Genomic DNA, 23362 nt, shown 5'->3' on the forward strand with positions numbered 1-23362 from the left:
CCGTCGGAGCATGGCCGGCAACCTCAGCCGGGACACGGGCGCCGGCCCGGACACCGGCCCCGGCCCGGACACGGGGCCCGGGCTCTTCGGGCCGGCCTCCGTCACCTGGCAGATGCACGGCGACCCGATGATGTGGATCGCGGGCGTCCGCGCGCTCTACCTCCAGGCCCTGCACCCGCGCGCGGTCCGCGCGGTCCTGCAGAACTCCGACTTCCGCCGGGACGCATGGGGGAGGCTGCTGCGCACCGCCGACTTCGTGGGGACCATCACCTACGGCCCCGCAGGGGCGGCCGAACGCGCGGGCGCCCGCGTCCGCCGCCTGCACGCGGCCCTGACCGCCGTCGACCCGGCGACCGGGGAGCGCTACCGGATCGACGAACCGGAACTGCTGCTGTGGGTGCACTGCGCCGAAGTCGACTCCTATCTGACGGTGCTGCGCCGCTCCGGATTCCCCCTCACCGACGCCCAGGCCGACCGCTATATCGCAGAACAGCGCACAGCCGCCCGCCTGATAGGCCTCGACCCGGCCGCCGTGCCCGCCACCGCCGCCCAGCTCGCCGACTACTTCCGCGCCGTGCTGCCGCACCTCGCCGCAGGGCCCGAGGCGCAGGAGGTCGACGCCTTTCTGCGCCGCCCGCCGGTCCCGCCGCCGCTGCTCCCGGCGCGCGCCCTGCTCTGGAGGCGCGTGGCCTCGCTCGCGTACGACGCACTGCCCCCGTACGCCCACCGGCTCTACGGCAGACCCGCCGCCGGCCCCGTACCCACCCGGCGTCGTCTCGTCGCCGTGGGCGCCCTGCTGCGCTGCATTCCCGCCCGGCTGCGCTGGCGGCTGCCGCCCGGCCACATCCTCAGGGCGATGGCCCGCCTCGGGCCCGGCAGCAGGCCCTCCCCGTACAAACTCCGCGGTCAGACGGTCATACTGGACGCGCCGGGGAGGGCGCAGCGAAACAACGGGGGCGACGGCGGACGATGGCGGAGACGAGGCTGATCCACGGCCGCTACCGGCTGCTCGAACTCATCGGACGCGGAGGCATGGGCCAGGTCTGGCAGGCCCGTGACGAAGCCCTGGGACGGCGCGTCGCCGTCAAACGCCTCAAACCCCTCGGACCCCAGCACGACCCCGCCTTCACCCGCGTGCTGCGCGAGCGTTTCCGCCGCGAGGCGCGGGTCGCCGCCTCCCTCCAGCACCGCGGGGTGACCGTCGTCCATGACTTCGGCGACGACGAAGGCGTGCTGTATCTCGTCATGGAGCTGCTCGAAGGCCGCAACCTCAGCCAGCTGATGGACGACAACGACCAGCGTCCCCTGCCGGTCGACGACGTCGTCGACATCGCCGACCAAATCGCCGACGCCCTCGCCTACACCCATGAACAGGGCATCGTCCACCGTGACCTCAAGCCCGCCAACATCATGCGGCTCGCCGACGGCACGGTGAAGATCTGCGACTTCGGCATCGCCCGGCTCGGCGAGTCCATGGGCATCACCTCCCGCCTCACCGGCACCGGCATCGCCATGGGCACCCCGCACTACATGTCGCCCGAGCAGATCGGCGGCGGCGAGGTCGACTACCGCAGCGATCTGTACTCGCTGGGCTGCGTGCTGTACGAGCTGGCCACCGGCGCTCCCCCCTTCGACCTTGAGGACTCCTGGTCGGTGCTCGTGGGCCACCGGGACACCGAGCCGCAGCCGCTGCGCGCCTGCCGCCCCGCGGTGCCCGCCTTCCTGGACCACGCCATACTGCGGCTGCTCGCCAAGACCCCCGAGGCCCGCCCGGCCTGCGCAGCGGAGCTGCGCAGGCTGCTGGGCCGGACCTCCCCGCCCGCCGGCACACCCGTCGCCACGCCGCCGCGCCCGGCGGACCCGGAGCTGCCGGCCTGGGCCCGTTCCATGACCACCGGCGTCAAGGCGACCGCGGGCGCGCTCCCGGGGCCCGTGCTGCCGGACCACACAGCGGGGCTGACGGGCGCGTGGACCCTCCCCAAGGGCCTCCCCGAAGGCGTGACGCCGCCGCCCGCCGCCGACGGCGGCCCCGGCATGGCCACCGGCCCCGAACCCCGAACCGGACGCCCCGGCGACCGGCCCACGCCGCCGCCCGAGGTGCTCGCCGTGCTCGCCAGCCGCCACAGCGCGGCCCTCAGCCTCGGCCGGCTGGGCCGCTGGGCGGAGGCCGGACAGGTGCACCGTGCGGTCGCGGCGGAGCGGGAACGGGTGCTCGGCGCCGACCACCCGGACACCCTGGCCAGCCGCTACGAGATCGGTTTCAGCCTCAGCAGGACAGGCCGTGCCGCCGAGGCGCTGCGCGCGTTCGGCGAGGTCGCGGACGCCCGCACCCGCGTCCTGGGCGCGGACCATCCCGAAACCCTCGCCGCCCGCCAGGAAGCGGCGTTCGCGCAGGGCCAGCTCGGACGGCACGCCGAGGCGCACGAGCTGTACACGGCGGTGCTTGAGGCCCGGGAGCGCACCATGGGGCCCGAGCACCCCGACACCCTGCTCTGCCGGCACAATCTGGCGTTCACCCTCGGCAGGCTGGGGCGGCTCGACGCCTCCTGCCGCATGGCGGACCAGGTCGCCGAAGCCCGCGCCCGGGTGCTCGGCCCCGACCACCCCGACACCCTCGCCACCCGCTACGAGGCCGCCCGCGCGCTCGCCGGGCTGGGCCGCTGGGCCGACGCCCTGCGCATCTACCAGGACGTGGCCTCCGCGCGCGGCCGCACCCTGGGCGCGGACCACCCCGACACGCTCGCCGCCCGGCACGAGGTCGGCATCGGTCTGGGCCGGGTCGGCCGCCACGCTGATGCCCTGGAGGCGTACCGCGGACTCGTCGCCGACCACACCCGCCTCGCCGGGCCGTCCGACCCCCGAACGCTGCGCGCCCGGCACGGCCTGGGCGTCAGCCTCGGCCGGCTGGGCCGCTGGGAGGAGGCGCTGACCGAGGCCCGCGACGTCAGCGCTCTGCGCGCCCGGGTGCTGGGCCCCGAGCACCCCGACACCCTGGTCAGCCGCCGTGAGATCGCCGTCGGTCTGGGCTGGCTGGGCCGCTGGTCGGACGCCCTGGCGGTGTACGGGCAGGTCGCGGACGCCCGTGACCGGGTGCTGGGCCCCGAGCACCCCGACGCGCTCGCCAGCCGCAACGACGAGGCGCACTGCCTGGAACGCCTCGGCCGGCACGCCGAGGCGGTGGAGCGGTACCGGCGGGTCGCGGCGCTTCAGCAGGACAGCGGGGCATGACGACCGGAGATCGTGACGCGACATCAGGACCGGACATCAGGACCGGACATGGCGGCGGGACATGACGGCGCGCGGGTAGGGTCGGCCGCATGTCCGCACTCTCCTCGCCCGGCCCGGACTCTCCGCACCCCGCACGCGGCTCGTACGACGCGGTCATCGTCGGAGGCGGTCACAACGGCCTGGTCGCCGCCGCCTATCTCGCCCGCGCCGGACGCTCCGTGCTGCTGCTGGAACGCCTTCCCCGCACCGGCGGAGCGGCCGTCTCCACCCGTCCCTTCGCCGGGGTCGACGCCCGCCTCTCGCGCTACTCGTACCTCGTCTCCCTGCTGCCCCCGAAAATCGTGCGGGAGCTGGGCCTGGACTTCGCGGTCCGCAAGCGGACCGTCTCCTCGTACACCCCCGCGGGCGACGGCGGGCTGCTGGTCGGCGGGCCGGGCACAAGGGAGTCGTTCGCCCGGCTGACCGGCGGGGACACGGAGTACACGGCGTGGCGGGAGTTCTACGGGACCACCGGCGACGTGGCCCGCCGCGTCTTTCCGACGCTGACCGAGCCGCTTCCCACCCGCGAGGAGCTGCGCGAGCGCATCGGCGACGAGCGCGCATGGCGGATGCTGTTCGAGGAGCCCATCGGCGTCGCGATCGAGGAGCGGTTCGCGCATGACCTGGTCCGGGGCGTGGTGCTCACCGACGCCCTGATCGGCACCTTCGCGGACGCCCACGACCCGTCCCTGGTGCAGAACCGCTGCTTCCTCTACCACGTCATCGGAGGCGGTACAGGCGACTGGGACGTCCCGGTCGGCGGCATGGGCGCGCTGACGGACGCCCTGGCCGGCACGGCGCGCTCCGCGGGCGCGGAGATTCTGACAGGGCATGAGGCGATCCGCGTCGCCACAGACGGACAGCAGGCCGAGGTCGCCTACCGCACGGCGGACGGGGAGGGCGTCGTCGAGGCCCGGCACGTCCTGGTGAACGCCTCTCCCCGGGAGCTGGCCGCACTGCTCGGCGAGCGGCCCCCGGCGCCGGCCGAGGGCGCGCAGTTCAAGGTCAATATGCTGCTGGAGCGGCTGCCCCGGCTGCGGGACCGGTCCGTCGACCCGCGCGACGCGTTCGCCGGCACCTTCCATGTCGCCGAGGGCTATGAGCAGTTGGCGACCGCGTACGCCCAGGCCGCGCAGGGCCGCCTGCCGAGCGTTCCGCCGTCGGAGATCTACTGCCACTCGCTGACCGACCCGTCGATCCTCGGCCCCCGGCTCACCGCCCGGGGCTGCCACACCCTCACCCTCTTCGGACTGCACACCCCCGCCAGGCTCTTCACGGCCGACAACGACGCCGCCCGCGCGGCCCTGCTGAAGGCGACCCTCGCCCAGCTCGACACCTGCCTGGACGAGCCGCTCGCCGACTGCCTGGCCCTCGACGAGCGCGGCGAACCCTGCATCGAGGCCAAGACCCCGCTCGACCTCGAACACGAACTCCGCCTGCCCGGCGGCCATATCTTCCACCGCGACCTCGCCTTCCCCTACGCCACCGAGGCCACCGGCCGCTGGGGCGTGGAGACCGCCCACCCCAACATCCTCCTCTGCGGCGCGGGGGCGACACGGGGCGGCGGCGTGAGCGGCATCCCGGGCCACAACGCAGCGATGGCAACGCTGGACCGGTGACTGGGGCTCCGCCCCAGCCCCCGTTTCCGGGGGCTCCGCCCCCGGACCCCCGCGCCTCAAACTCCCCCAGCGGTAGCTGGAGGAGGAGCCCGGGGGAGACTGAGGACACGGCCGAAGGCCGTACCGGGGTCTGGCCCGTCAGCCCCGCACCGCCTCCCACCCCCTCGCCTCGATCCGCCCCGCATCCCCCGCCCGCGACTCGTCGAACACGCACCGCCCCCCGTCCTCCACGCGGAGCCCGTCCACGTACACACCGCGCCCCACATACCGCTCGTCCGTCCGGGACCGCCACCGCAGCCGGACGCCGCCGCCCCCGGATCCGGCCCCGGATCCGGCCCCGGCCCACCGGGACAGGTCCGCGACGACCCGGTGCCAGACCCGCCCGGACCAGCCGCCGGCCGAACCCGCCGGGTGGGACCGCGGCTCGCCGCCCGCCCGTACGGAGGTGAACGGCACGGGCGTCCAGGCGCCCGCCGCCCCGCCGTCCCCCGACGCCTCCAGGAAGACCGCGTCCGAGCCGGGCTCGGTGTCCCACCACAGCGCGCACCGCAGCCGCGCACGCCCGTCCGCGGAGAGGGCCAGCGGCGGCAGGGTGAGCGTCGTGTCGGCCGGGCTCGCCATGCCGGTGAACCAGGCCGTGCGGCCGTGGACCGGCCGCACGGGGACCGCCCGCGCCAGGTGATCCGCCGCGGCGACCCTCGGCGCGCTGCCCGAGCGCCAGCTCCGCACCGGATGGCAGGAGTTGCCGAGCAGGATGAGAAACGAGTCGGTCGTCGGGTCCAGCACCAGGCTGGTGCCGGTGAAGCCGGTGTGCCCGGCGCTGCGGGGCGTCGCCATCGCCCCCATGTACCAGTGCTGGTAGAGCTCGAAGCCCAGCCCGTGCGCATCGCCCGGGAAGTCCGTGTTGAAGTCGGTGAACATCAGCTGCGCCGACGCGGGCCGCAGGATGCGCCGCCGTCCGTACACCCCGCCGTTGAGCAGCGCGCGGGCCAGCACCGCCAGATCCCAGGCGCAGGAGAAGACGCCCGCGTGCCCGGCCACGCCTTTGAAGCCGTACGCGTTCTCGTCGTGCACCTCGCCCCACACCATGCCGCGCTCCAGCCCCGACCACGGCGCTCTGGCGTCCTCGGTCGCGGCGATCCTCGGCTTCCAGGAGGAGGGAGGGTTGAACCGGGTGCGGCGCATCCTCAGGGGCGCGGTGATCTCGTCATGGAGCAGCACGTCCAGCCTGCGGCCGGTGACCCGCTCCAACAGCAGCTGAAGGCTGATCAGATTGAGGTCGGAGTAGAGGTAGGCGGCGCCCGGCGCGGCGACGGGGGCCTCGTTCCACAGCAGCTCCAGCTTTCCCTCGTGCGTCGGCTCCTGGTAGAGCGGCAGCCAGGCCCGCAACCCGGAGGTGTGGGTGAGAAGCTGACGCACGGTGATGTCCTGTTTGCCCGCGCCGCCGAACTCCGGCAGATAGGAGGCGACGGCCGCCTCCAGCTCCAGTGCGCCGCGCTCCAGCAGTTGCACCGCCAGGATGGAGGTGAACAGCTTGGTGAGCGAGGCCAGATCGAAGACGGTGTCGTGGGCCATGGGAATCCGCCGGGCGGCCGGGAGCTCCACCCCGGTGTCGGTCTTCTCGTCGTACGCCGCGTAGCGCACGGCCCAGCCGATCGGCCGGTGCAGCGCCACCGTGCCGCCGCGCCCGGCGAGCAGGACGGCCCCGGCGTACCAGGGATGCAGGGGAGAGGGGCCGAGGAAGGTCTCGGCGTCCGTGACGAGCCGCTCCAGCGGTCCCCGCAGCAGCCCGGCGCGCTCGGGCGAGCCGTGCCGCAGCGTCGGCCGGCGGGCCGGGGAGCCGCCTCCGCCCGGCTCCCCGGCCCGCGCCGGCGTGGCGATCGGCGCGAGCGCCAGCGCTCCGCCCAGCGCCAGCACGCCGCCGCCCAGTCTGCGTCTGCTGATCCCCGAGCCTGCCGTGTCGTGAGTCATCCGCACCACCTCTCCGGGAGAGCCCTGAAAGTATTTTTCGGGATCTGGACCGCCTGTGAAACTTTCTTGCCGGACCTGAGCGGTGTCAACCATCACGGCGCGGGGCAGGGCGGGGTCCGCCCCAGGCAATCTGACGCTGCATCAGAAAATCTCTTCCGTCGTCCGTCCGGCTGCGGCATCCTGCGCCCATGGAGACGGAGCTGAGCAAGCAACTGGGCATCGAGCACGCTGTCTTCGGCTTCACGCCGTTCCCCGCGGTCGCCGCCGCCATCTCCCGGGCCGGCGGCCTCGGGGTGCTCGGGGCCGTCCGCTACACCGCCCCCGACGCACTGGAACACGACCTCGAATGGATGCAGAAGCACACCGGCGGCAAGCCCTACGGCCTCGATGTCGTCATGCCCGCCAAGAAAGTCGAAGGCGTCACGGAGGCCGACGCCGAGGCGATGATCCCCCAGGGGCACCGGCAGTTCGTCCGCGAGACCCTGGCGAAGCACGGCGTGCCCGAACTCCCCGAGGGCGAGGCCCCCGGCTGGCGCATCACCGGCTGGATGGAGCAGGTCGCCCGCAGCCAGCTCGACGTCGCCTTCGACTATCCGATCAGGCTGCTCGCCAACGCCCTCGGCTCCCCGCCCCCGGATGTGATCGAACGCGCCCGCGGCCGCGGGGTGCTCACCGCGGCCCTCGCGGGCAGCGCCAAGCACGCCCGCCGCCACGCAGAGGCGGGCATCGACATCGTGGTGGCCCAGGGCTATGAAGCCGGCGGCCACACCGGCGAGATCGCGACCATGGTGCTGACCCCCGACGTCGTCGACGCCGTCCACCCGCTGCCCGTGCTCGCCGCGGGCGGCATCGGCAGCGGCGCGCAGATCGCCGCCGGGCTCGCGCTCGGCGCGCAGGGCGTCTGGCTCGGCTCGATCTGGCTCACCACGACCGAGGCGGAACTGCACTCCCGCGCCCTCACCCGCAAACTGCTCGCGGCGGGCTCCGGCGACACCGTCCGCTCCCGTGCCCTGACGGGCAAGCCCGCACGCCAGCTCCGCACCGCGTGGACCGACGCCTGGGACGACCCCGGCGGCCCCGGCGCCCTTCCGATGCCGCTGCAGGGCCTGCTGGTCGCCGAGGCGCTCTCCCGCATCCAGAAGTACGAGACCGGTCCGCTGCTGGGCACGCCCGTCGGGCAGATCGTGGGCCGGATGACGTCCGAACGCAGCGTCCAGGAGGTCTTCGACGACCTCACCCGGGGCTTCGAACGGGCCGTGGACCGCATCAACCGCATCGCCGGAAGGAGCTGACCATGACACCCCCGACAGGCGATACGCCCAGCGGCTTCTGGGCGCAGGCGACGGCCGACCCCGACCGCACGATGCTGATCGCCCCGGACGGCGCGCGGTGGACCGCAGGACGGCTGCACGCCGCCGCCAACCGGCTGGTGCACGGACTGCGCGCGGCAGGGCTCCGCCAGGGCGATGCCTTCGCGGTCGTCCTGCCCAACGGCGTCGAGTTCCTCACCGCCGCACTCGCCGCCACCCAGGCGGGGCTCTATCTGGTCCCCGTCAACCACCATCTGACCGGCCCCGAGATCGCCTGGATCGCCGCCGACTCCGGGGCCAGGGCGCTGATCGCCCATGAGCGGTTCGCCGACGCCGCGCGGGCCGCCGCCGACGAGGCGGAGCTGCCGCGGACCGCCCGCTACGCCGTCGGCGAGGCGTCCGGCTTCCGCCCGTACACCGCCCTCCTCGACGGGCAGCCGGCCACGCCCCCGGACGACCGCTCGCTCGGCTGGGTGATGAACTACACCTCCGGCACCACCGGCCGGCCGCGGGGCATCCGCCGGCCGCTGACCGGCAGACTCCCCGAGGAGAGCCATCTCGGCGGCTTCCTGGGCATCTTCGGCATCCGGCCGTTCGACGGCAATGTCCATCTCGTCTGCTCGCCGATGTACCACACCGCCGTGCTCCAGTTCGCCAGCGCGTCCCTGCACATCGGCCATCCGCTCGTGATGATGGACAAATGGACGCCGGAGGAGATGCTGCGGCTGATCGACGCCCACGGCTGCACCCACACCCATATGGTGCCCACCCAGTTCCACCGGCTGCTCGCCCTGCCGGACGAGATCAAGAGCCGCTATGACGTCACCTCCATGCGCCACGCCGTCCACGGCGCCGCGCCCTGCCCCGACCACGTCAAACGGGCGATGATCGAGTGGTGGGGGAGGTGCGTCGAGGAGTACTACGCCGCCAGCGAGGGCGGCGGCGCGTTCGCCACCGCCGAGGACTGGCTGAAGAAGCCGGGCACCGTCGGTAGGGCCTGGCCGATCAGCGACATCGCGGTCTTCGACGACGAAGGCAACCGGCTGCCGCCCGGCGAACTCGGCACCGTCTATATGAAGATGACCACCGGAGGCTTCAGCTACCACAAGGACACGGCGAAGACCCGCGACAGCCGCATCGGCGACTACTTCACCGTGGGAGACCTCGGCTTCCTGGACGAGGACGGCTATCTCTTCCTCCGCGACCGCAAGATCGACATGATTATCTCCGGCGGAGTGAACATCTACCCCGCCGAGATCGAGTCCGCCCTGCTCACCCATCCCGCGGTCGCCGACGCGGCGGCCTTCGGCATCCCGCACGCCGACTGGGGAGAAGAGGTCAAGGCGGTCGTCGAAGCCGCCGACGGCCACACGCCGGACGCCGCGCTCGCCGACGACATCCTCGCCCACTGCGCGGCCAGGCTCGCCCGCTACAAGCGCCCCAGGAGCCTTGACTTCATCCCCACCATGCCGCGCGACCCCAACGGCAAGCTCTACAAGCGCCGCCTGAGGGACCCGTACTGGGAACCCCACGACACCTGACCGCAACCGGGGCTGCGCCCCAGACCCCGTTTCCCGGGGGCTCCGCCCCCAGACCCCCGCGCCTCAATCGCCGGCGTGGCTGGGATTTGGCGCAGCCAAATCAAGCCTGTTCGGCGCTTGAGGACACGGCCGAAGGCCGTACCGGGGTCTGGGGCTTCAGCCCCGGTTTCGGGAAGGGGCGGGGGAGGGGAGAACGCCCGCCGCAGGCGCAACCCCGGACCGCTGACGCCCCCGCACCCGGGCGATCCGCCAACCGCCGGCGCACCAGCCCCAGGGCGTCAAGACGCGGAACGCCCCGCCTCCCGCAGATCCACAATCCGCTTGATCTTTCCTGCCGACCGCTCCAGCGTCTCCGGGTCCACCACCTCGACCCCCACCGCCACCCCGATCCCGTCCTTCACGGCCCGGGCGATGGCCCTCTCGGCGGCCGCCCGCTGCTCGGGGCCGGCCCCGGCCCGCGCCTCCGCGCGGACTGTCAGTGCGTCGAGGCGGCCTTCGCGGGTGAGGCGGAGCTGGAAGTGCGGGGCCGCATACGGGGTGCGGAGCACGATCTCCTCGATCTGGGTGGGGAAGAGGTTCACCCCGCGCAGGATCACCATGTCGTCGCTGCGCCCGGTGACCTTCTCCATCCGCCGGAAGGCCCGGGCCGTGCCCGGCAGCAGCCGGGTCAGATCACGTGTCCGGTAGCGGATCACCGGCATGGCCTCCTTGGTGAGCGAGGTGAACACCAGCTCGCCCGGCTCGCCGTCCGGCAGCACCTCGCCGGTCGCCGGATCCACGATCTCCGGATAGAAGTGGTCCTCCCAGATGTGGAGTCCGTCTTTCGTCTCCACGCACTCCTGCGCCACACCCGGACCGATCACCTCCGACAGTCCGTAGATGTCGACGGCGTCGATCGCGAACCGCTCCTCGATCTCGGCCCGCATCTGCTCGGTCCACGGCTCCGCGCCGAAGAGACCCACCCTCAGGGAGGTGGAGCGCGGATCGACGCCCTGGCGCTCGAACTCGTCGAGGAGGGTGAGCATGTACGAAGGCGTCACCATGATGATCCCGGGGCGGAAGTCCTGGATCAGCCGCACCTGCCGGGCCGTCATGCCGCCGGACGCGGGCACGACGGTGCAGCCGAGCCGCTCGGCCCCGTAGTGGGCGCCCAGACCGCCGGTGAACAGCCCATAGCCGTAGGCCACATGGACCGTGTCGCCCGGCCTGCCGCCCGCCGCGCGGATCGAGCGGGCCACCACATCCGCCCAGACGTCCAGATCACGCTCGGTGTAGCCGACCACGGTGGGCCGGCCGGTCGTCCCGCTGGAGGCATGGATGCGGCGCACCTCGGACCGGTCCACCGCGAACATTCCGAAGGGGTAGTTGTCCCGCAGGTCCGTCTTGGCGGTGAAGGGGAAGCGCGCGAGATCGGCGAGGGTGCGGCAGTCCTCGGGGCGTACGCCCGCCCGGTCGAAGGCTGTCCGGTAGAAGGGCACGCGGTCGTACGCATGGCGCAGGGCGGACCGCAGCCGGGTCAGCTGCAGCTCTTGAAGCTCTTCGCGGCCGAGCCGTTCCGCCGCGTCCAGCAGGTCCGTCATCCGTGGCTCCTCCCGCCGCACGCCTGACGACCGATCATTCGGTTGAGCCGGCGGGGTCAGTAACGCAGCCCAGAGCCCGGTGCGTCAAGGCGCGGACGGCGGGGCCTTTGCCGATTCCTCCGCCGCCGCCGTCACCACCGCGCGTGCCCAGCGGTAGTCCGCCTTGCCGCTCGGCGAGCGCTGGATCTCCGGGGCGATCACCAGCCGGCGGGGGATCTTGTACCCCGCCAGCCGGGCCCGGCAGTGCGCCTGGAGCGCCGTGAGACTCGGCTCGGCCGCTCCGGCGCGCGGCTGCACCACCGCCGCCACCTGACTGCCCCACCGTGCGTCCGGGACGCCCGCCACCAGTGCGTCGTACACGTCCGGATGGGACTTCAGCGCCTGCTCGACCTCCTCCGGATACACCTTCTCGCCGCCGGTGTTGATGCACTGCGAGCCCCGTCCCAGCACGGTGACCACGCCGTCCTCGTCCACCGTGGCCATGTCGCCGAGCAGCACCCACCGTTCGCCCCCGCGCCGGAAAAACGTCTCCGCCGTCTTGCCGGGGTCGTTGTAGTAGCCCAGCGGCACATGGCCGCGCTGGGCGATGCGCCCCGGCTCGCCCGGCCCGACCGGTTCGTACGTCACCGGATCGACCACCGTCGTACGGTCGTTGACCCGCAGCCGGAAACCGTTCCCGGGGCCCGAGTCCTGTGTCGCCGTGCCGTTGAAGCCGGACTCCGAGGAGCCGAAGTTGTTCAGCAGCAGCACCCCGGGGGCCAGCTCGGCGAACTGCGCCCGCACCGTCTCGGACATGATCGCCCCGGAGCTGGAGACGCTGAACAGCGCCGAGAGGTCCGTCCCCTTCAGCGGTCCCGCCAGAGCGTCGACCAGCGGGCGCAGCATCGCGTCCCCCACCAGCGACACACTGCTGACCCGCTCCTTCTCGATCGTGCGGAGCACCTCCTCGGGGACGAACTTGCGGTGCAGCACCACCCGCTGGCCGAAGTTGAAGGCGATGAACGCGGTCAGCGTGGACGTGCCGTGCATCAGCGGGGGAGCGGGGAAGAAGGTGATCCCGTCGCCTCCCGCCGCGACCCGCTCCGCCAGCTCCTCGGGCCGGGTGACCGGCTCGCCCGTGGGCGCGCCCCCGCCCAGGCCGGAGAAGAACAGATCTTCCTGACGCCACATCACGCCCTTGGGCATGCCGGTCGTGCCGCCGGTGTAGATGATGAACTGGTCGTCGGCGGAGCGCGCCGCGAAGCCCCGCAGCGGGGATCCGCCGGCCTCGGCTTGCGCGAAGGGCACGGCGGGCAGGTCCGGCGCGTCCGCCGGCGCGGCCCCCACCCGCAGCAGATGGCGCAGCCCCGCGCACCGCGGCAGCGCCGCCGCGACCCGCCCGGTGAACTCCGCGTCGAAGACCAGTGCCACGAGGTCGGCGTCCCGGTAGAGATAGACGAGTTCCTCTTCCACATACCGGTAGTTGACGTTCACGGGGACGATCCGCGCCTTGAGGCAGCCGAGCACCGTCTGCAGATACTCGACTCCGTTGTAGAGATGCAGCCCCAGATGTTCACCCGGGGCGATGCCCGCGTCCAGGAGGTGGTGGGCGATCCGGTTGGCCGCGGCGTCCAGCTCCGCGTAGCTGAGCCTGCGCTCCGCGCCGGTGCCCGGAATGTCGGCGAAGATGAGCGCCTCACGGTCCGGGACCGCGTCCACGACCGACTCGAACAGGTCGGCAAGGTTGTACTCCACCGCTCCTCCTGACCGAAGACGACGCCATCGACTCCGCGTCATCAGAGCAGAGCGCCGCAGGACTGGGAAGACCCGTCGCCGCAGAAATCTGACTGCATGTCAGAAAACTCTTGAACTGGCTCTGCGCCTCCTGCAACCTGTTCTCGTTCCTCACACGGGAGGCGGCAGGCATGCGAGAAGGCGGCGGTACGGAACACCTGGCCGTGCGGCGCGAAGGCGCGACGATGGTCCTCACCCTGAACAGGCCCGAAGCCAAGAACGCACTCTCGATCGCGATGCTCGTCGGCCTCCACGACGGCTGGCTTGAGGCGGACGAGGACGACTCCGTCCGCTCCATCGTGCTGACCGGCGCGGGCGGGGCCTTCTGCGCCGGCATGGACCTCAAGGCCCTGGCCGGCCACGGCATGGCGGGGGAGCGGCACCGGGAACGGCTCAAGGCCGACCCCGAACTCCACTGGAAGGCGATGCTGCGCAGCCACCGCCCGCGCAAACCCGTCATCGCCGCGGTCGAGGGCCCGTGCGTCGCGGGCGGCACGGAGATCCTCCAGGGCACCGACATCCGCGTGGCGGGACACGGCGCCGTCTTCGGGCTGTTCGAGGTGGCGCGCGGCCTCTTCCCCATCGGCGGCTCCACCGTCCGCCTCCAGCGCCAGATCCCCCGCACCCACGCTCTGGAGATGCTCCTCACCGGCCGCCGCTACAGCGCCGGGGAAGCCGAGCGCATCGGCCTCATCGGCCATGTCGTGCCCGACGGCGAGGCCCTCGCCACGGCCCTGGAGATCGCCGAACGGATCAACGCCTGCGGGCCGCTGGCCGTCGAGGCGGTCAAGGCGTCCGTCTACGAGACCGCCGACATGACCGAGACCGAAGGGCTCGCGGCCGAACTGAAACGCGGCTGGCCGGTCTTTGACACGGAGGACGCCAGGGAAGGCGCCCGCGCCTTCGCCGAGAAGCGACCGCCCGTCTACCGCCGCCGATGACACCGCTCCCCGGACTCCGTCCGGCCCCCGTCCCCTCGTTGCATCCGCTGCCTCCTCGGCCGCGCGCCGCGCGGGGACATCAGGCCCCGCCCCGCGGAGGCCGGAGACGCCTCGGCTGGGGACACGTCTTCGCCCGCTCGTCCGGGGCGAGCCGCCCGGCCGCGGACGCAGCCGGCCAGACAACACCCTCCGGCGACGCCGGAGCACAAACCGCCGCCCCGGCGGAGAATGGAGCGCGCCGCAGATGACCGCCACCCCCGCGCCGGGCGCGACGCTCAGCGCCCCGCTGGTCGTGGAGTTCCCCTTCACCCGGTCCCTCGGGCCCGTGCAGTCCGCGTTTCTCACCGGGCTGCGCGAGCGCACCCTCCTCGGGGTGCGGACCGACGCCGGGACGGTGCTCGTCCCGCCCGTCGAGTACGACCCCGAGACCGCCGGCGAACTCCGCGACCTCGTCGAAGTCGCCCCCACCGGCACGGTCACCACCTGGGCCTGGAACCCGGCGCCCACCCGCGGCCAGCCGCTGGCCACCCCTTTCGCCTGGGTGCTCGTACGGCTCGACGGGGCCGACAGCGCCCTGCTCCACGCACTCGACGCCCCCGGACCCGACGCCGTCCGCACCGGGATGCGGGTCCGCGTCCGCTGGGCCGGGCGGCGCAGCGGCGCGATCACCGACATCGCGTGCTTCGAACCCTGCCCGGACGACGCGCCAGAGGGGTGGCCCCGCCCGCACAGCGGACGGTTCGACAACCCGGTCACGGGCATCACCGCCCCCGCCCGGCTGGACTACACCTACGCGCCCGGCCGCGCCCAGAGCGCCTACCTCCACGCCCTCGCCGAGCGGCGCACCGTCGGCGAACGCTGCCCCTCCTGCCGGAAGGTGTACGTCCCGTCCCGCGGCGCCTGCCCCACCTGCGGGGTCGCCACCGCCGAACAGGTCGAGGTCGGCCCCCGCGGCACGGTCACCACCTTCTGCATCGTCAACATCAAAGCCAGGAATCTGGCGATAGAGGTGCCGTACGTCTACGCCCATATCGCCCTCGACGGCGCGGACCTCGCTCTCCACGGCCGGATCGGCGGCATCCCGTACGACCAGGTGCGCATGGGCCTGCGCGTGGAACCGGTGTGGAGCGACGACGGCCGCTACCCCGACCACTACCGCCCCACGGGCGAGCCGGACGCCGACTACGACACCTACAAGGAGCTCCTGTGACCCCCGGGACCCCGGCGCGGCGGGACGTGGCGATCGTCGCCTTCGCCCAGACGACGTGCCGCCGCCGCACCGACGAACTCTCCGAAGTCGAGATGCTGATGCCCGTGCTGCACGAGGTGCTGCGCCAAACCGGGCTGAAGGCCGGCGACATCGGCTTCACCTGCTCCGGCTCCAGCGACTATCTCGCGGGCCGCGCCTTCTCCTTCACCATGGCCCTGGACGGCGTCGGCGCCTGGCCGCCCATCTCCGAGTCCCATGTCGAAATGGACGGCGCCTGGGCCCTGTACGAGGCATGGGTGAAGCTCCTGACGGGGGAGGCGGACACCGCGCTCGTCTACGCCTACGGCAAGTCCTCGCCCGGCGACCTGCGCGAGGTCCTCACCCGGCAGCTCGACCCCTATTACGTCGCCCCGCTGTGGCCCGACCCGGTCGCGCTCGCCGCCCTCCAGGCGCAGGCGCTCATCGACGCGGGCCACACCGGTGAACCGGCGCTCGCCGCCGTCGCCGCGCGCAGCCGCACCTCCGCCGCCGGCAACCCCCGCGCCCAGCTCACCGCCCCCACCCCGCACGGCGACTACGTCGTACGGCCGCTGCGCACCGCCGACTGCCCGCCCATCGGCGACGGCGCGGCGGCCGTCGTGCTGGCCGCCGGAGACCGGGCACGCCGGCTGTGCCCCCGCCCCGCCTGGATCCGCGGCATGGACCACCGCATCGAGGCCCACAGCCTCGGCGTACGCGATCTGACCGACTCGCCCTCCACCCGCCTGGCGGCAGAGCACGCCGGAGCCTTCGACCGGCCCGTCGACACCGCAGAGCTGCACGCCCCCTTCACCTCTCAAGAGGCCGTACTGCGCGCCGCCCTGAGGCTCGACGACCGCGTCGCCGTCAACCCCTCCGGGGGCGCGCTCGCCGCCAACCCCATGATGGCCGCGGGGCTGATCCGCATCGGCGAGGCCGCCGCCCGCATCTGCCGCGGCGCGTCCGACCGCGCCCTCGCCCACGCCACCTCGGGCCCCTGCCTCCAGCAGAACCTGGTCGCCGTCCTCGAAGGAGACCCCGAGCGGGACACAGAGCGAAACGCCGGGGGAGACCCCGAGCGAGCCTCTGAAGGAGCCCTAGAAGGAGGCCCAAGGTGAGCAAAGAGCCCGTGGCCGTCGTCGGCGTCGGCCAGACCAGACATGTCGCCGCCCGCCGGGACGTCTCGATCGCCGGACTCGTCCGCGAGGCCGCCGTCCGCGCCCTTCAGGACGCCGAGCTGACCTGGGCGGACATCGACGCCGTCGTCATCGGCAAGGCCCCGGACTTCTTCGAGGGCCTGATGATGCCCGAGCTGTATCTCGCCGACGCCCTCGGCGCGGTCGGCAAGCCCATCCTGCGTGTGCACACCGCCGGCTCCGTCGGCGGCTCCACCGCGCTCGTCGCCGCGAATCTCGTCGCCGCCCGCGTCCACCCGACCGTCCTCACCCTCGCCTTCGAGAAGCAGTCCGAGTCCAACGCGATGTGGGGCCTGTCGCTGCCCGTCCCCTTCCAGCAGCCCCTGCTGGCGGGCGCGGGCGGCTTCTTCGCCCCCCATGTCCGCGCCTATATGCGCCGCAGCGGCGCCCCCGACACCGTCGGCGCCCTGGTCGCCTACAAGGACCGCCGCAACGCGCTGAAGAACCCCTGCGCCCATCTCCACGAGCACGACATCACCCTGGAGAAGGTCATGGCGTCGCCGATGCTCTGGGACCCCATCCGCTACTCGGAGACCTGCCCCTCCTCCGACGGCGCCTGCGCCATGGTGCTCACGGGCCGCGCGGGTGCTGCCCGCTCCCCGAGACCGGCCGCCTGGGTCCACGGAGGGGCGATGCGCAGCGAACCCACCATGTTCGCCGGCAAGGACTTCGTCTCCCCGCGGGCAGGCCGGGACTGCGCCGCCGACGTTTACCGGCAGGCGGGCATCGCCGAGCCGCGCCGCGAGATCGACGCCGTAGAGATCTATGTGCCCTTCTCCTGGTACGAGCCGATGTGGCTGGAGAACCTGGGCTTCGCCGACGAGGGCGAGGGCTGGAAGCTCACCGAGTCAAAGGTCACCGAACTCGACGGCGATCTGCCTGTAAACCCCTCCGGCGGAGTGCTGTCGGCCAACCCCATCGGAGCTTCCGGCATGATCCGCTTCGCCGAGGCGGCCCTCCAGGTGCGCGGCCAGGCGGGCGAGCACCAGGTCGACGGAGCACGCCGCGCCCTCGGCCACGCCTATGGCGGCGGCTCGCAGTTCTTCGCCATATGGCTGGTCGGCGACCGGCCGCCCGACCGCTGACGTCCCGCACGGGCGGAGACGGCCCTGCAGGCCGCACCCCCCGTTCGTGGCCTGTCCCCGGCGGGAGACGGTGGCTAGGCTGAGCGGCGGACGACGAACCGGGAGGAGCTACGGACGTGGGCGAGACCATGACGACCACCGCGCAGACGCCGTCCGGCTGGGACAAGCCGGAGCTCGACCTCAGCAATGCGGAGTGGCAGTCCAGCAGTCAGGGGGCGGGAGACGTCCAGATCGCCTTCGTCGAGGGGTTCATCGCGATGCGCAACGGCGCCCGGCCGGGAAGCCCGTCGCTGATCTTCGCCCCGGACGAATGGCGTGCCTTCGTCATGAACGCCCGCGAAGGGGAGTTCGACCTCACCTGAGCACACCCGCCGTGCCCAGCCGTCTCCGGGCGGCCCGTCCCGCGCCCCCTTTACGCCGCGTCCGGGCGTCACGCCGAGGTCTGGGCGCCCCCGTGGCCGCCGGCCGCCGAACCGTTGATCTTGTCGATGGCCTGGCGCGCATGCTCCCCCGGGGAGCGCGCGGTCAGCGGGGACACCGGGGACGCCGTCGCGGGCGCGGTGCGCTCAGGCACGGCCTGCGGACGCGAGACCGGCCGGGTGCGCAGCCGGTGCGCGGCGGCCTCGTCAAGGGTCACGGCGCGCTGCATGCGCGCCGCCAGCCGCCCCGCCTCCTGTCCGAGGGCGGCCACATCCTCCCACCCCAGCCGGACCACCAGCTTCAGCTCGGCCTCCCCGTCCGGAAGCGCATGCAGGGGAGGCGGCGGGGACGAGGGCGGAGGATCGACGCGGTCGTTCATGGACTGCTCCTCACAGGGGGCCGGTCGGTGTCGGCATCCGGATGTGCCCAGGGATACGCAGCGGCCTCCGCCCGCGTTCAACACAGCGCCTTCAACACCACGCCTTCAACACCGCGCCGCCGCAACCGCGGGACCCGCTGCTTAGGCTGGTGCCATGAGCGGCGAACGAGATCTGAGCACCCTCCTTGCGACCATGCGGCCCGAGCTGAACCCCGGCCGCTATGTCTTCACGACCGTCGACGGCCCCGCCCCGGAGGGTCTGCGGCCCGTCGTCACCGTTGCCGAACCCGAGGGACTCACCCTCGTCGTACGCCAGGAGGAAGCCGACGCCGCCGGGCTGGCCTACGACTATGTCGCCGGCTGGATCACCCTGCGCGTCCACTCCGCGCTGGACGCCGTCGGACTGACGGCCGCCGTCGCCCGCGAACTGGCCGAAGCAGGCGGTCTGAGCTGCAATGTCGTCGCCGGCTACCACCATGACCACCTCTTTGTGCCCCACGAGCGGGCCAAGGAGGCCGTCGCTCTGCTGGAGGTACTCGCCCGGCGCTCCCACTGACCCGCGAGCCCGGCGAGATCCGGACACCCGGATCCGGGTCCGAAAGCCGGCCCGGATCCGAAAGCCAGGCCCTGGACCAGAAGGACAGGCCCTGGCGGGCCACGCCGCCGGGGGCACGTACCATGGCCGTATGTCCTTCCTCCGCCGCCGCAGCGCCGCCACACCCGCGGGCCCGGATTTCGACGTCCTGGCCATGGACCCGGGGGACTGGCCCGGCAATCTCGGCGCAGGCCTGCTGCCCGCTCCGGACGGAAGCTGCCAGGGTGTCTTTCTGCGCTATGACCTCTTCGGCGGCCGCGGCCCGGCGATGATCATCGGCAATCTGCCCGAGGGCTCCCCGGCCCGAGAGCTGGAGGAGGGCCAGATCCCCTTCGAGGTGGCCCAGCTGCTGGCCGCGCTGGGGAACGACGAGCCGGTGCAGGTCGTCGGCAGCGAGGACACCCCCGTGATGCAGGGTGACAATCTGCTGATCGTGCGCCGTATCAAGCTCTCCGAAAGCCGGATCTCCTGCGTTCAGTTCGACCGCAGCGACGATGTCCTGGTCACCATTGCGAGCTGGGACCGCCCCATCACCGACGATCTGTACGCACTGCTCAAGCCGCTGCCCGCCGAACTGTTCCAGCAGGGCTGACCAGCGCCCGCCTCACCGGACCGGAACCGGCCCGCCGCGCCTCTGTGCGCGGCGGGCCGTCGTCCATGGTGAGCGGACGGGCGGCTATGCGACGACGGCCGCGGAGGGGCGGAAGGCCGGCAGCGTCTGCGGACGCGCCGCCGAAGTGCCCGGCCCCAGGGGACCGGTGAGCCGCCAAGGCCCCAGCCCGCCGTCCCGCAGATCCTCCTCCCGGTAGCGCCTGCACTCCCGGTGCCAGGTCAGAATCGCCGCCATCCAGTCCTGCAGTTCCCGCACATATCCTTCGAGGACCTCACGGGCTTCTGCGCTCAGCTCCATGTCCTCGTACAGCTGCGGCAGTTCATGTGTGGCGACATGCTGGAACTGCGCCATCCGCGATTTCATCAGATCGGCGATGATCGGCATCGCCGTCGGATAGTCGAGATCGAAGAAGTTCTGCACCACCAGAACGCCGTTGTGCACCTCGCCCTCGAACTCGATCTCCTTCTGGTAGGAGAAGAGGTCGTTCATCAGCATCGCGTAGTCCATGGCGGAGCGTTCCAGCGACTGCACCGGGCCGCTGCGGTACACCTCCTCCGGCACCAGATCGCCATGCCCGATGCGGGCCAGCCGCATCGTCATATCCGAGCCGAACGTATGCCGCCGCATCTCCAGATAGTCCACCGGATCCGGGATGCGGTGCTCCGCCTGATTGGTCAGCTCCCATACCCAGCTCGCCGTCATGTCCTCCACGGACGAGCGGAACGCCGCACGGTCCTTGTCGCTCATCGGCGCCGTGGTCCGCCGCCACAGATCGGCGAGTCCGCGCTCCAGGGCGTTCGCCGGCTCCGGCGCCGACGAGCCGTCGAGCGGCATGAACAGCGAGAGCCGGTCGGTCGCCGCGCGCGCCCCGATCAGATCCCGGGTCCGCCCGTACACCGCCGGGTACAGATCGTCCCCGTAGGTTCCCCACGTCAGCCAGCACGATCCCAGGTCCAGCTCCTCTGCCGAACCCTCCGGATTGATGCCGGCCGCACACAGCGGGAAGTCATAGCCTTCGAGCTTCCGTTCGTCCCAGACATGCGAGTGCGGCATGCCCGGCTGGGCCTGGAGCATGCCCATCGCACGGCCCCACTCAACGGTCCGCTCCCGGGAGACGTCCAGATGAGGGTTCAGCCGGGTCTCGTACGGCATGTCGAAATCCGGCAGCAGCGAAGGGCCGACCTGCTGGAACGGAATATGGGCATGGCGGCGCCACCGCGCCGCCTCCGCACGCGGGGTGAACCGGACGGAGGCCGCCGCCATGCCGAAGGCATCCCCCGCCTGCCCTGTGCCCAGATCCGCTTCCTCGTTCATATAGCGGCTGGAACGCATATGCCACTCATGCCCGCCGGACTGCCAGTCCTGAAGACCCTTCACATAGGCCGCGACGGCGGCCGTCTGCGCCGCGTCCAGTCCCTTCTCCGCGCAGAGCGGGCCGACCTCGGCCAGCGCCGTGTGCTCGAACTGCTGCAGCCGTGATGTCAGCAGATCGTTGACCGCCTCCGCCGCCTCCTGCGTCGTGCAGTTCAGAAATGTCTCCAGCACCAGCACGCCATTGCTGTTCTCGCCCTCGTCCTCGACCTCCCGCTGGTACGAGAAGAGGTCGTTGCGCAGATGGACCGCGTCGGCGAAGGCGTCCCGCAGCACCCGCAGCGGCCGGGAGTGCGCCACCGCGTCCGGCACCTCCGCGTTCGCCGCGAACTCCACCAGCCCCGCGGACCAGGGCGCGCCGCCCACCTTGCGGCGCATCTCGATGTACTCGACGGGGTTGGCGATCCGGCCGGCGTTGATGTTCGCCAGCTCCCACATCGACTCATTGAGCAGGTTCTCGGTGGCTTCCGAGAAGCGTGCGCGCCAGCCCATCGACATGCTGGGGACCGTGCGCGCCCAGAGGTCCGCAAGCCCCGCCTCGACCGGATTCTCCGGCTCCGGCATGCCGTCCGCCAGGTCCATCGGCATAAACAGCGGCAGCCTGTCCAGATGCGCCTTGCCGCCCTTGCTGTCCTGGGTCCGCTTGTAGAGCTCGAGGAAGTGGTCGTCGAAGAAGAAGACCCACACATACCAGTCGGTGACCAGGGAGAGCACCTCGGCAGCGCAGTCCGGGTGGGTGTAGGAGCACATCAGCGCATAGTCATGCGCTTCGAGGTCGCTCTCCTCCCAGATGCCGGACCCCTCCAGCATCCCCATCCGGCGCGCCCACTGGTTGGTGTGCGCCCGTGCCTCCTCAAGATGAGGATTGAGCCGCGCCGGATACGGAACATAGAAGTCCGGCAGTGTGAAGGGCTGTCCCATGTGCGCCAGTTGCCTTTCGATCGGCATCCGCGCCCCCAGCGCGGATGGACAGTGGTCGGCCGAGCCCTACCCGTCGCCCATACGGCCCACGCACAACACGGATTAGTCACACAATCCGACGCAAGTCGACTGTCGGGCGGCCGTCTTCACCGCTTGAGCACGCCGGCACACCACAGCGCGCTGCGTTCCCAGTGCGTCGGCTCACTGGGAACGCAGCGCGCTTCCCCCTCTGCAGGGGTCCCCTCTCGGGGCGCCGGTCAGCGGTGCCGGTCAGCGGGTGCCGACCGCCGCACGCACGGCCCGCCGGGCCATGGCGCAGTCGTCGTGCAGCCGCCGCAGCAGCAGCCGCTGCTCCTCGCCGGCCGACAGCCCGTTCGGCTGCGGCTGGCCGGGGCTCACCGGCGGAGCCTCCCGCATGGTGCGCTGCACCGCCGTCTCATACGTACGGATCTCCCTCGTCAGCACCAGCATCAGATTCAGCAGGAACGCATCCCGGGCCGCCGGCCCCGGCCGCTGTGCCAGCTGGCTGATCTGCCGACGTGCCACCGGCGCGTCCCCCAGCACCGACCAGAGCGTCGCCAGGTCATAGCCGGGGAGATACCAGCCCGCGTGCTCCCAGTCCACCAGCACCGGGCCGGCCGGCGACAGCAGGACGTTGGAGAGCAGTGCGTCGCCATGGCAGAACTGGCCCATGGCCTGCCGCCCGCCGGCCTGTGCCAGGCCGTGCAGCAGCTTCTGCAGATCGCCCAGATCCCGGTCGGTGAACAGCCCCAGCTCGTGATAGCGGGCGATACGGGACGCATAGTCCAGCGGTGCGTCGAACAGCCCCGCCGGGGGCCGCCAGGAGTTCAGCCGGGCGATCGAGTCCAGCACGGCGCGCAGATCGCCGCGCGCCGGCGCCTCGACCGTATGTCGGCTGAGTGCCGCGGCCCGCCCCGGCATCCGCTCGATGACCAGCGTGCAGTTCTCCGGGTCCGCGGCGATCAGCCGCGGCACCCGCACCGGCGGGCGGTGCCGCACGAAGGCCCGGTACGTCACTATCTCGTGACGGAACCGCTCGGCCCAGGCGGGCGAGTGATCCAGTAAGCACTTGGCGACCGCGGTGGCGCGTCCTGTGGTGCCCACCAGCAGCACCGACCGTCCGCTTCGTCGGAGCACCTGGACCGGATTGAACTCCGGGCAGATCCGGTGCACCGAGGCGATGGCCATGCGCAGCTGCGCGCCCTGCGGGCCGGACAGGTCGATCCTGCCGCTGAGGGGCTGGCCCACCGTGCCCGCCGCCCGTCGAGCCCGACCGGCGTGCGTGGGGTCGAGATACGGGGCGCCGCCGGCCGGGACAGCGGGACGCTGCAGCCGGGGCGGGGCGGACACGGAGGACGATGCTGTGTACATGAGCGATACAGATCCCTTCGTGCGCCGACAAGATGCATCGGTTGCACCGATATGCAACCAAAGTGCAGCAGTGTGCAGTGGCGTGCTTCTGCGTGCACCAGTGCGCCGCCCCGTCCCCGCACCCAGGCAGCACCCTGGGGAATGCTCCAGCTACCGGGCC

At 72.3% G+C, this 23362-nt stretch carries 18 protein-coding genes; 12 read left to right on the forward strand and 6 right to left on the reverse strand.

Annotated elements, in window-relative coordinates:
• Positions 1 to 10 precede the first annotated feature (10 nt).
• The 3 genes from OF819_RS12135 (at position 11) to OF819_RS12145 (ending at position 4886) form a co-directional block, all read left to right on the forward strand.
• The gene (locus OF819_RS12135) at positions 11 to 988 is read left to right on the forward strand and encodes an oxygenase MpaB family protein (protein WP_416370515.1); all 978 of its coding nucleotides are present in this window, start codon (positions 11 to 13) and stop codon (positions 986 to 988) included.
• Positions 970 to 3228, forward strand: coding sequence for a serine/threonine-protein kinase (locus tag OF819_RS12140; protein WP_267243458.1), 2259 nt, complete (start codon positions 970 to 972; stop codon positions 3226 to 3228). The genes OF819_RS12135 and OF819_RS12140 overlap by 19 nt, the downstream gene beginning before the upstream one ends.
• An 89-nt stretch (positions 3229 to 3317) precedes the next feature.
• A complete protein-coding gene (locus OF819_RS12145; protein ID WP_267243459.1) occupies positions 3318 to 4886 on the forward strand; it encodes a phytoene desaturase family protein in 1569 nt (522 codons plus the stop codon).
• A gap of 138 nt (positions 4887 to 5024) precedes the next feature.
• Here OF819_RS12145 and OF819_RS12150 read toward each other — a convergent pair whose 3' ends face one another.
• A complete protein-coding gene (locus OF819_RS12150) occupies positions 5025 to 6857 on the reverse strand; it encodes a serine hydrolase domain-containing protein (RefSeq protein ID WP_267243460.1) in 1833 nt (610 codons plus the stop codon).
• Positions 6858 to 7045: 188 nt separating this feature from the next.
• Between OF819_RS12150 and OF819_RS12155 the strand changes: the two genes are divergently transcribed.
• Both OF819_RS12155 and OF819_RS12160 read left to right on the forward strand, forming a co-directional pair.
• Entirely contained in the window at positions 7046 to 8149 is a 1104-nt protein-coding gene (locus OF819_RS12155) for an NAD(P)H-dependent flavin oxidoreductase (protein ID WP_267243461.1), read from the forward strand.
• Between the two features lie 2 nt (positions 8150 to 8151).
• On the forward strand, positions 8152 to 9708 hold the full coding sequence (locus OF819_RS12160; protein ID WP_267243462.1) for an acyl-CoA synthetase: 1557 nt from the start codon (positions 8152 to 8154) through the stop codon (positions 9706 to 9708).
• A gap of 278 nt (positions 9709 to 9986) precedes the next feature.
• Here OF819_RS12160 and paaK read toward each other — a convergent pair whose 3' ends face one another.
• Positions 9987 to 11288: a phenylacetate--CoA ligase PaaK gene (paaK, locus tag OF819_RS12165; protein ID WP_267243463.1), complete on the reverse strand. Its 1302-nt coding sequence runs from the start codon at positions 11286 to 11288 to the stop codon at positions 9987 to 9989.
• Positions 11289 to 11372: 84 nt separating this feature from the next.
• Positions 11373 to 13022 carry an acyl-CoA synthetase gene (locus tag OF819_RS12170; protein WP_267243464.1) on the reverse strand — a complete coding sequence of 550 codons (1650 nt, stop codon included), beginning with the start codon at positions 13020 to 13022 and terminating at the stop codon, positions 11373 to 11375.
• 170 nt (positions 13023 to 13192) lie between these two features.
• On the opposite strand from OF819_RS12170, the gene OF819_RS12175 reads away from it, so the two are divergent.
• The 5 genes from OF819_RS12175 (at position 13193) to OF819_RS12195 (ending at position 17873) form a co-directional block, all read left to right on the forward strand.
• The gene (locus OF819_RS12175; protein WP_267243465.1) at positions 13193 to 14002 is read left to right on the forward strand and encodes a crotonase/enoyl-CoA hydratase family protein; all 810 of its coding nucleotides are present in this window, start codon (positions 13193 to 13195) and stop codon (positions 14000 to 14002) included.
• A gap of 244 nt (positions 14003 to 14246) precedes the next feature.
• A complete protein-coding gene (locus OF819_RS12180) occupies positions 14247 to 15212 on the forward strand; it encodes a Zn-ribbon domain-containing OB-fold protein (protein ID WP_267243466.1) in 966 nt (321 codons plus the stop codon).
• The gene (locus OF819_RS12185) at positions 15209 to 16348 is read left to right on the forward strand and encodes a thiolase domain-containing protein (protein WP_267243467.1); all 1140 of its coding nucleotides are present in this window, start codon (positions 15209 to 15211) and stop codon (positions 16346 to 16348) included. The genes OF819_RS12180 and OF819_RS12185 overlap by 4 nt, the downstream gene beginning before the upstream one ends.
• Entirely contained in the window at positions 16345 to 17511 is a 1167-nt protein-coding gene (locus tag OF819_RS12190; RefSeq protein WP_267243468.1) for a thiolase domain-containing protein, read from the forward strand. The genes OF819_RS12185 and OF819_RS12190 overlap by 4 nt, the downstream gene beginning before the upstream one ends.
• Before the next feature lie 128 nt (positions 17512 to 17639).
• Complete coding sequence (locus tag OF819_RS12195) at positions 17640 to 17873, forward strand: DUF397 domain-containing protein (RefSeq protein WP_267243494.1); 234 nt, start codon at positions 17640 to 17642, stop codon at positions 17871 to 17873.
• A gap of 68 nt (positions 17874 to 17941) precedes the next feature.
• Here OF819_RS12195 and OF819_RS12200 read toward each other — a convergent pair whose 3' ends face one another.
• Complete coding sequence (locus tag OF819_RS12200) at positions 17942 to 18310, reverse strand: hypothetical protein (RefSeq protein ID WP_267243469.1); 369 nt, start codon at positions 18308 to 18310, stop codon at positions 17942 to 17944.
• Between the two features lie 154 nt (positions 18311 to 18464).
• On the opposite strand from OF819_RS12200, the gene OF819_RS12205 reads away from it, so the two are divergent.
• Together OF819_RS12205 and OF819_RS12210 are read left to right on the forward strand one after the other, a co-directional pair.
• Positions 18465 to 18866 (forward strand): ACT domain-containing protein, encoded by a 402-nt coding sequence (locus OF819_RS12205; protein ID WP_267243470.1) that lies wholly within the window; start codon positions 18465 to 18467, stop codon positions 18864 to 18866.
• 130 nt (positions 18867 to 18996) lie between these two features.
• Positions 18997 to 19497, forward strand: coding sequence for a hypothetical protein (locus OF819_RS12210; protein ID WP_267243471.1), 501 nt, complete (start codon positions 18997 to 18999; stop codon positions 19495 to 19497).
• Between the two features lie 84 nt (positions 19498 to 19581).
• Here the strand turns inward: OF819_RS12210 and OF819_RS12215 are convergent, their stop codons facing one another.
• The gene (locus OF819_RS12215) at positions 19582 to 21810 is read right to left on the reverse strand and encodes a terpene synthase family protein (RefSeq protein ID WP_267243495.1); all 2229 of its coding nucleotides are present in this window, start codon (positions 21808 to 21810) and stop codon (positions 19582 to 19584) included.
• Between the two features lie 270 nt (positions 21811 to 22080).
• Entirely contained in the window at positions 22081 to 23202 is a 1122-nt protein-coding gene (locus OF819_RS12220; protein ID WP_267243472.1) for an aminoglycoside phosphotransferase family protein, read from the reverse strand.
• Between the last annotated feature and the right edge of the window lie 160 nt (positions 23203 to 23362).

Origin of the sequence: Streptomyces sp. PR69, from assembly GCF_026420845.1 — a bacterium.
Classification (GTDB): Bacteria; Actinomycetota; Actinomycetes; order Streptomycetales; family Streptomycetaceae; genus Streptomyces.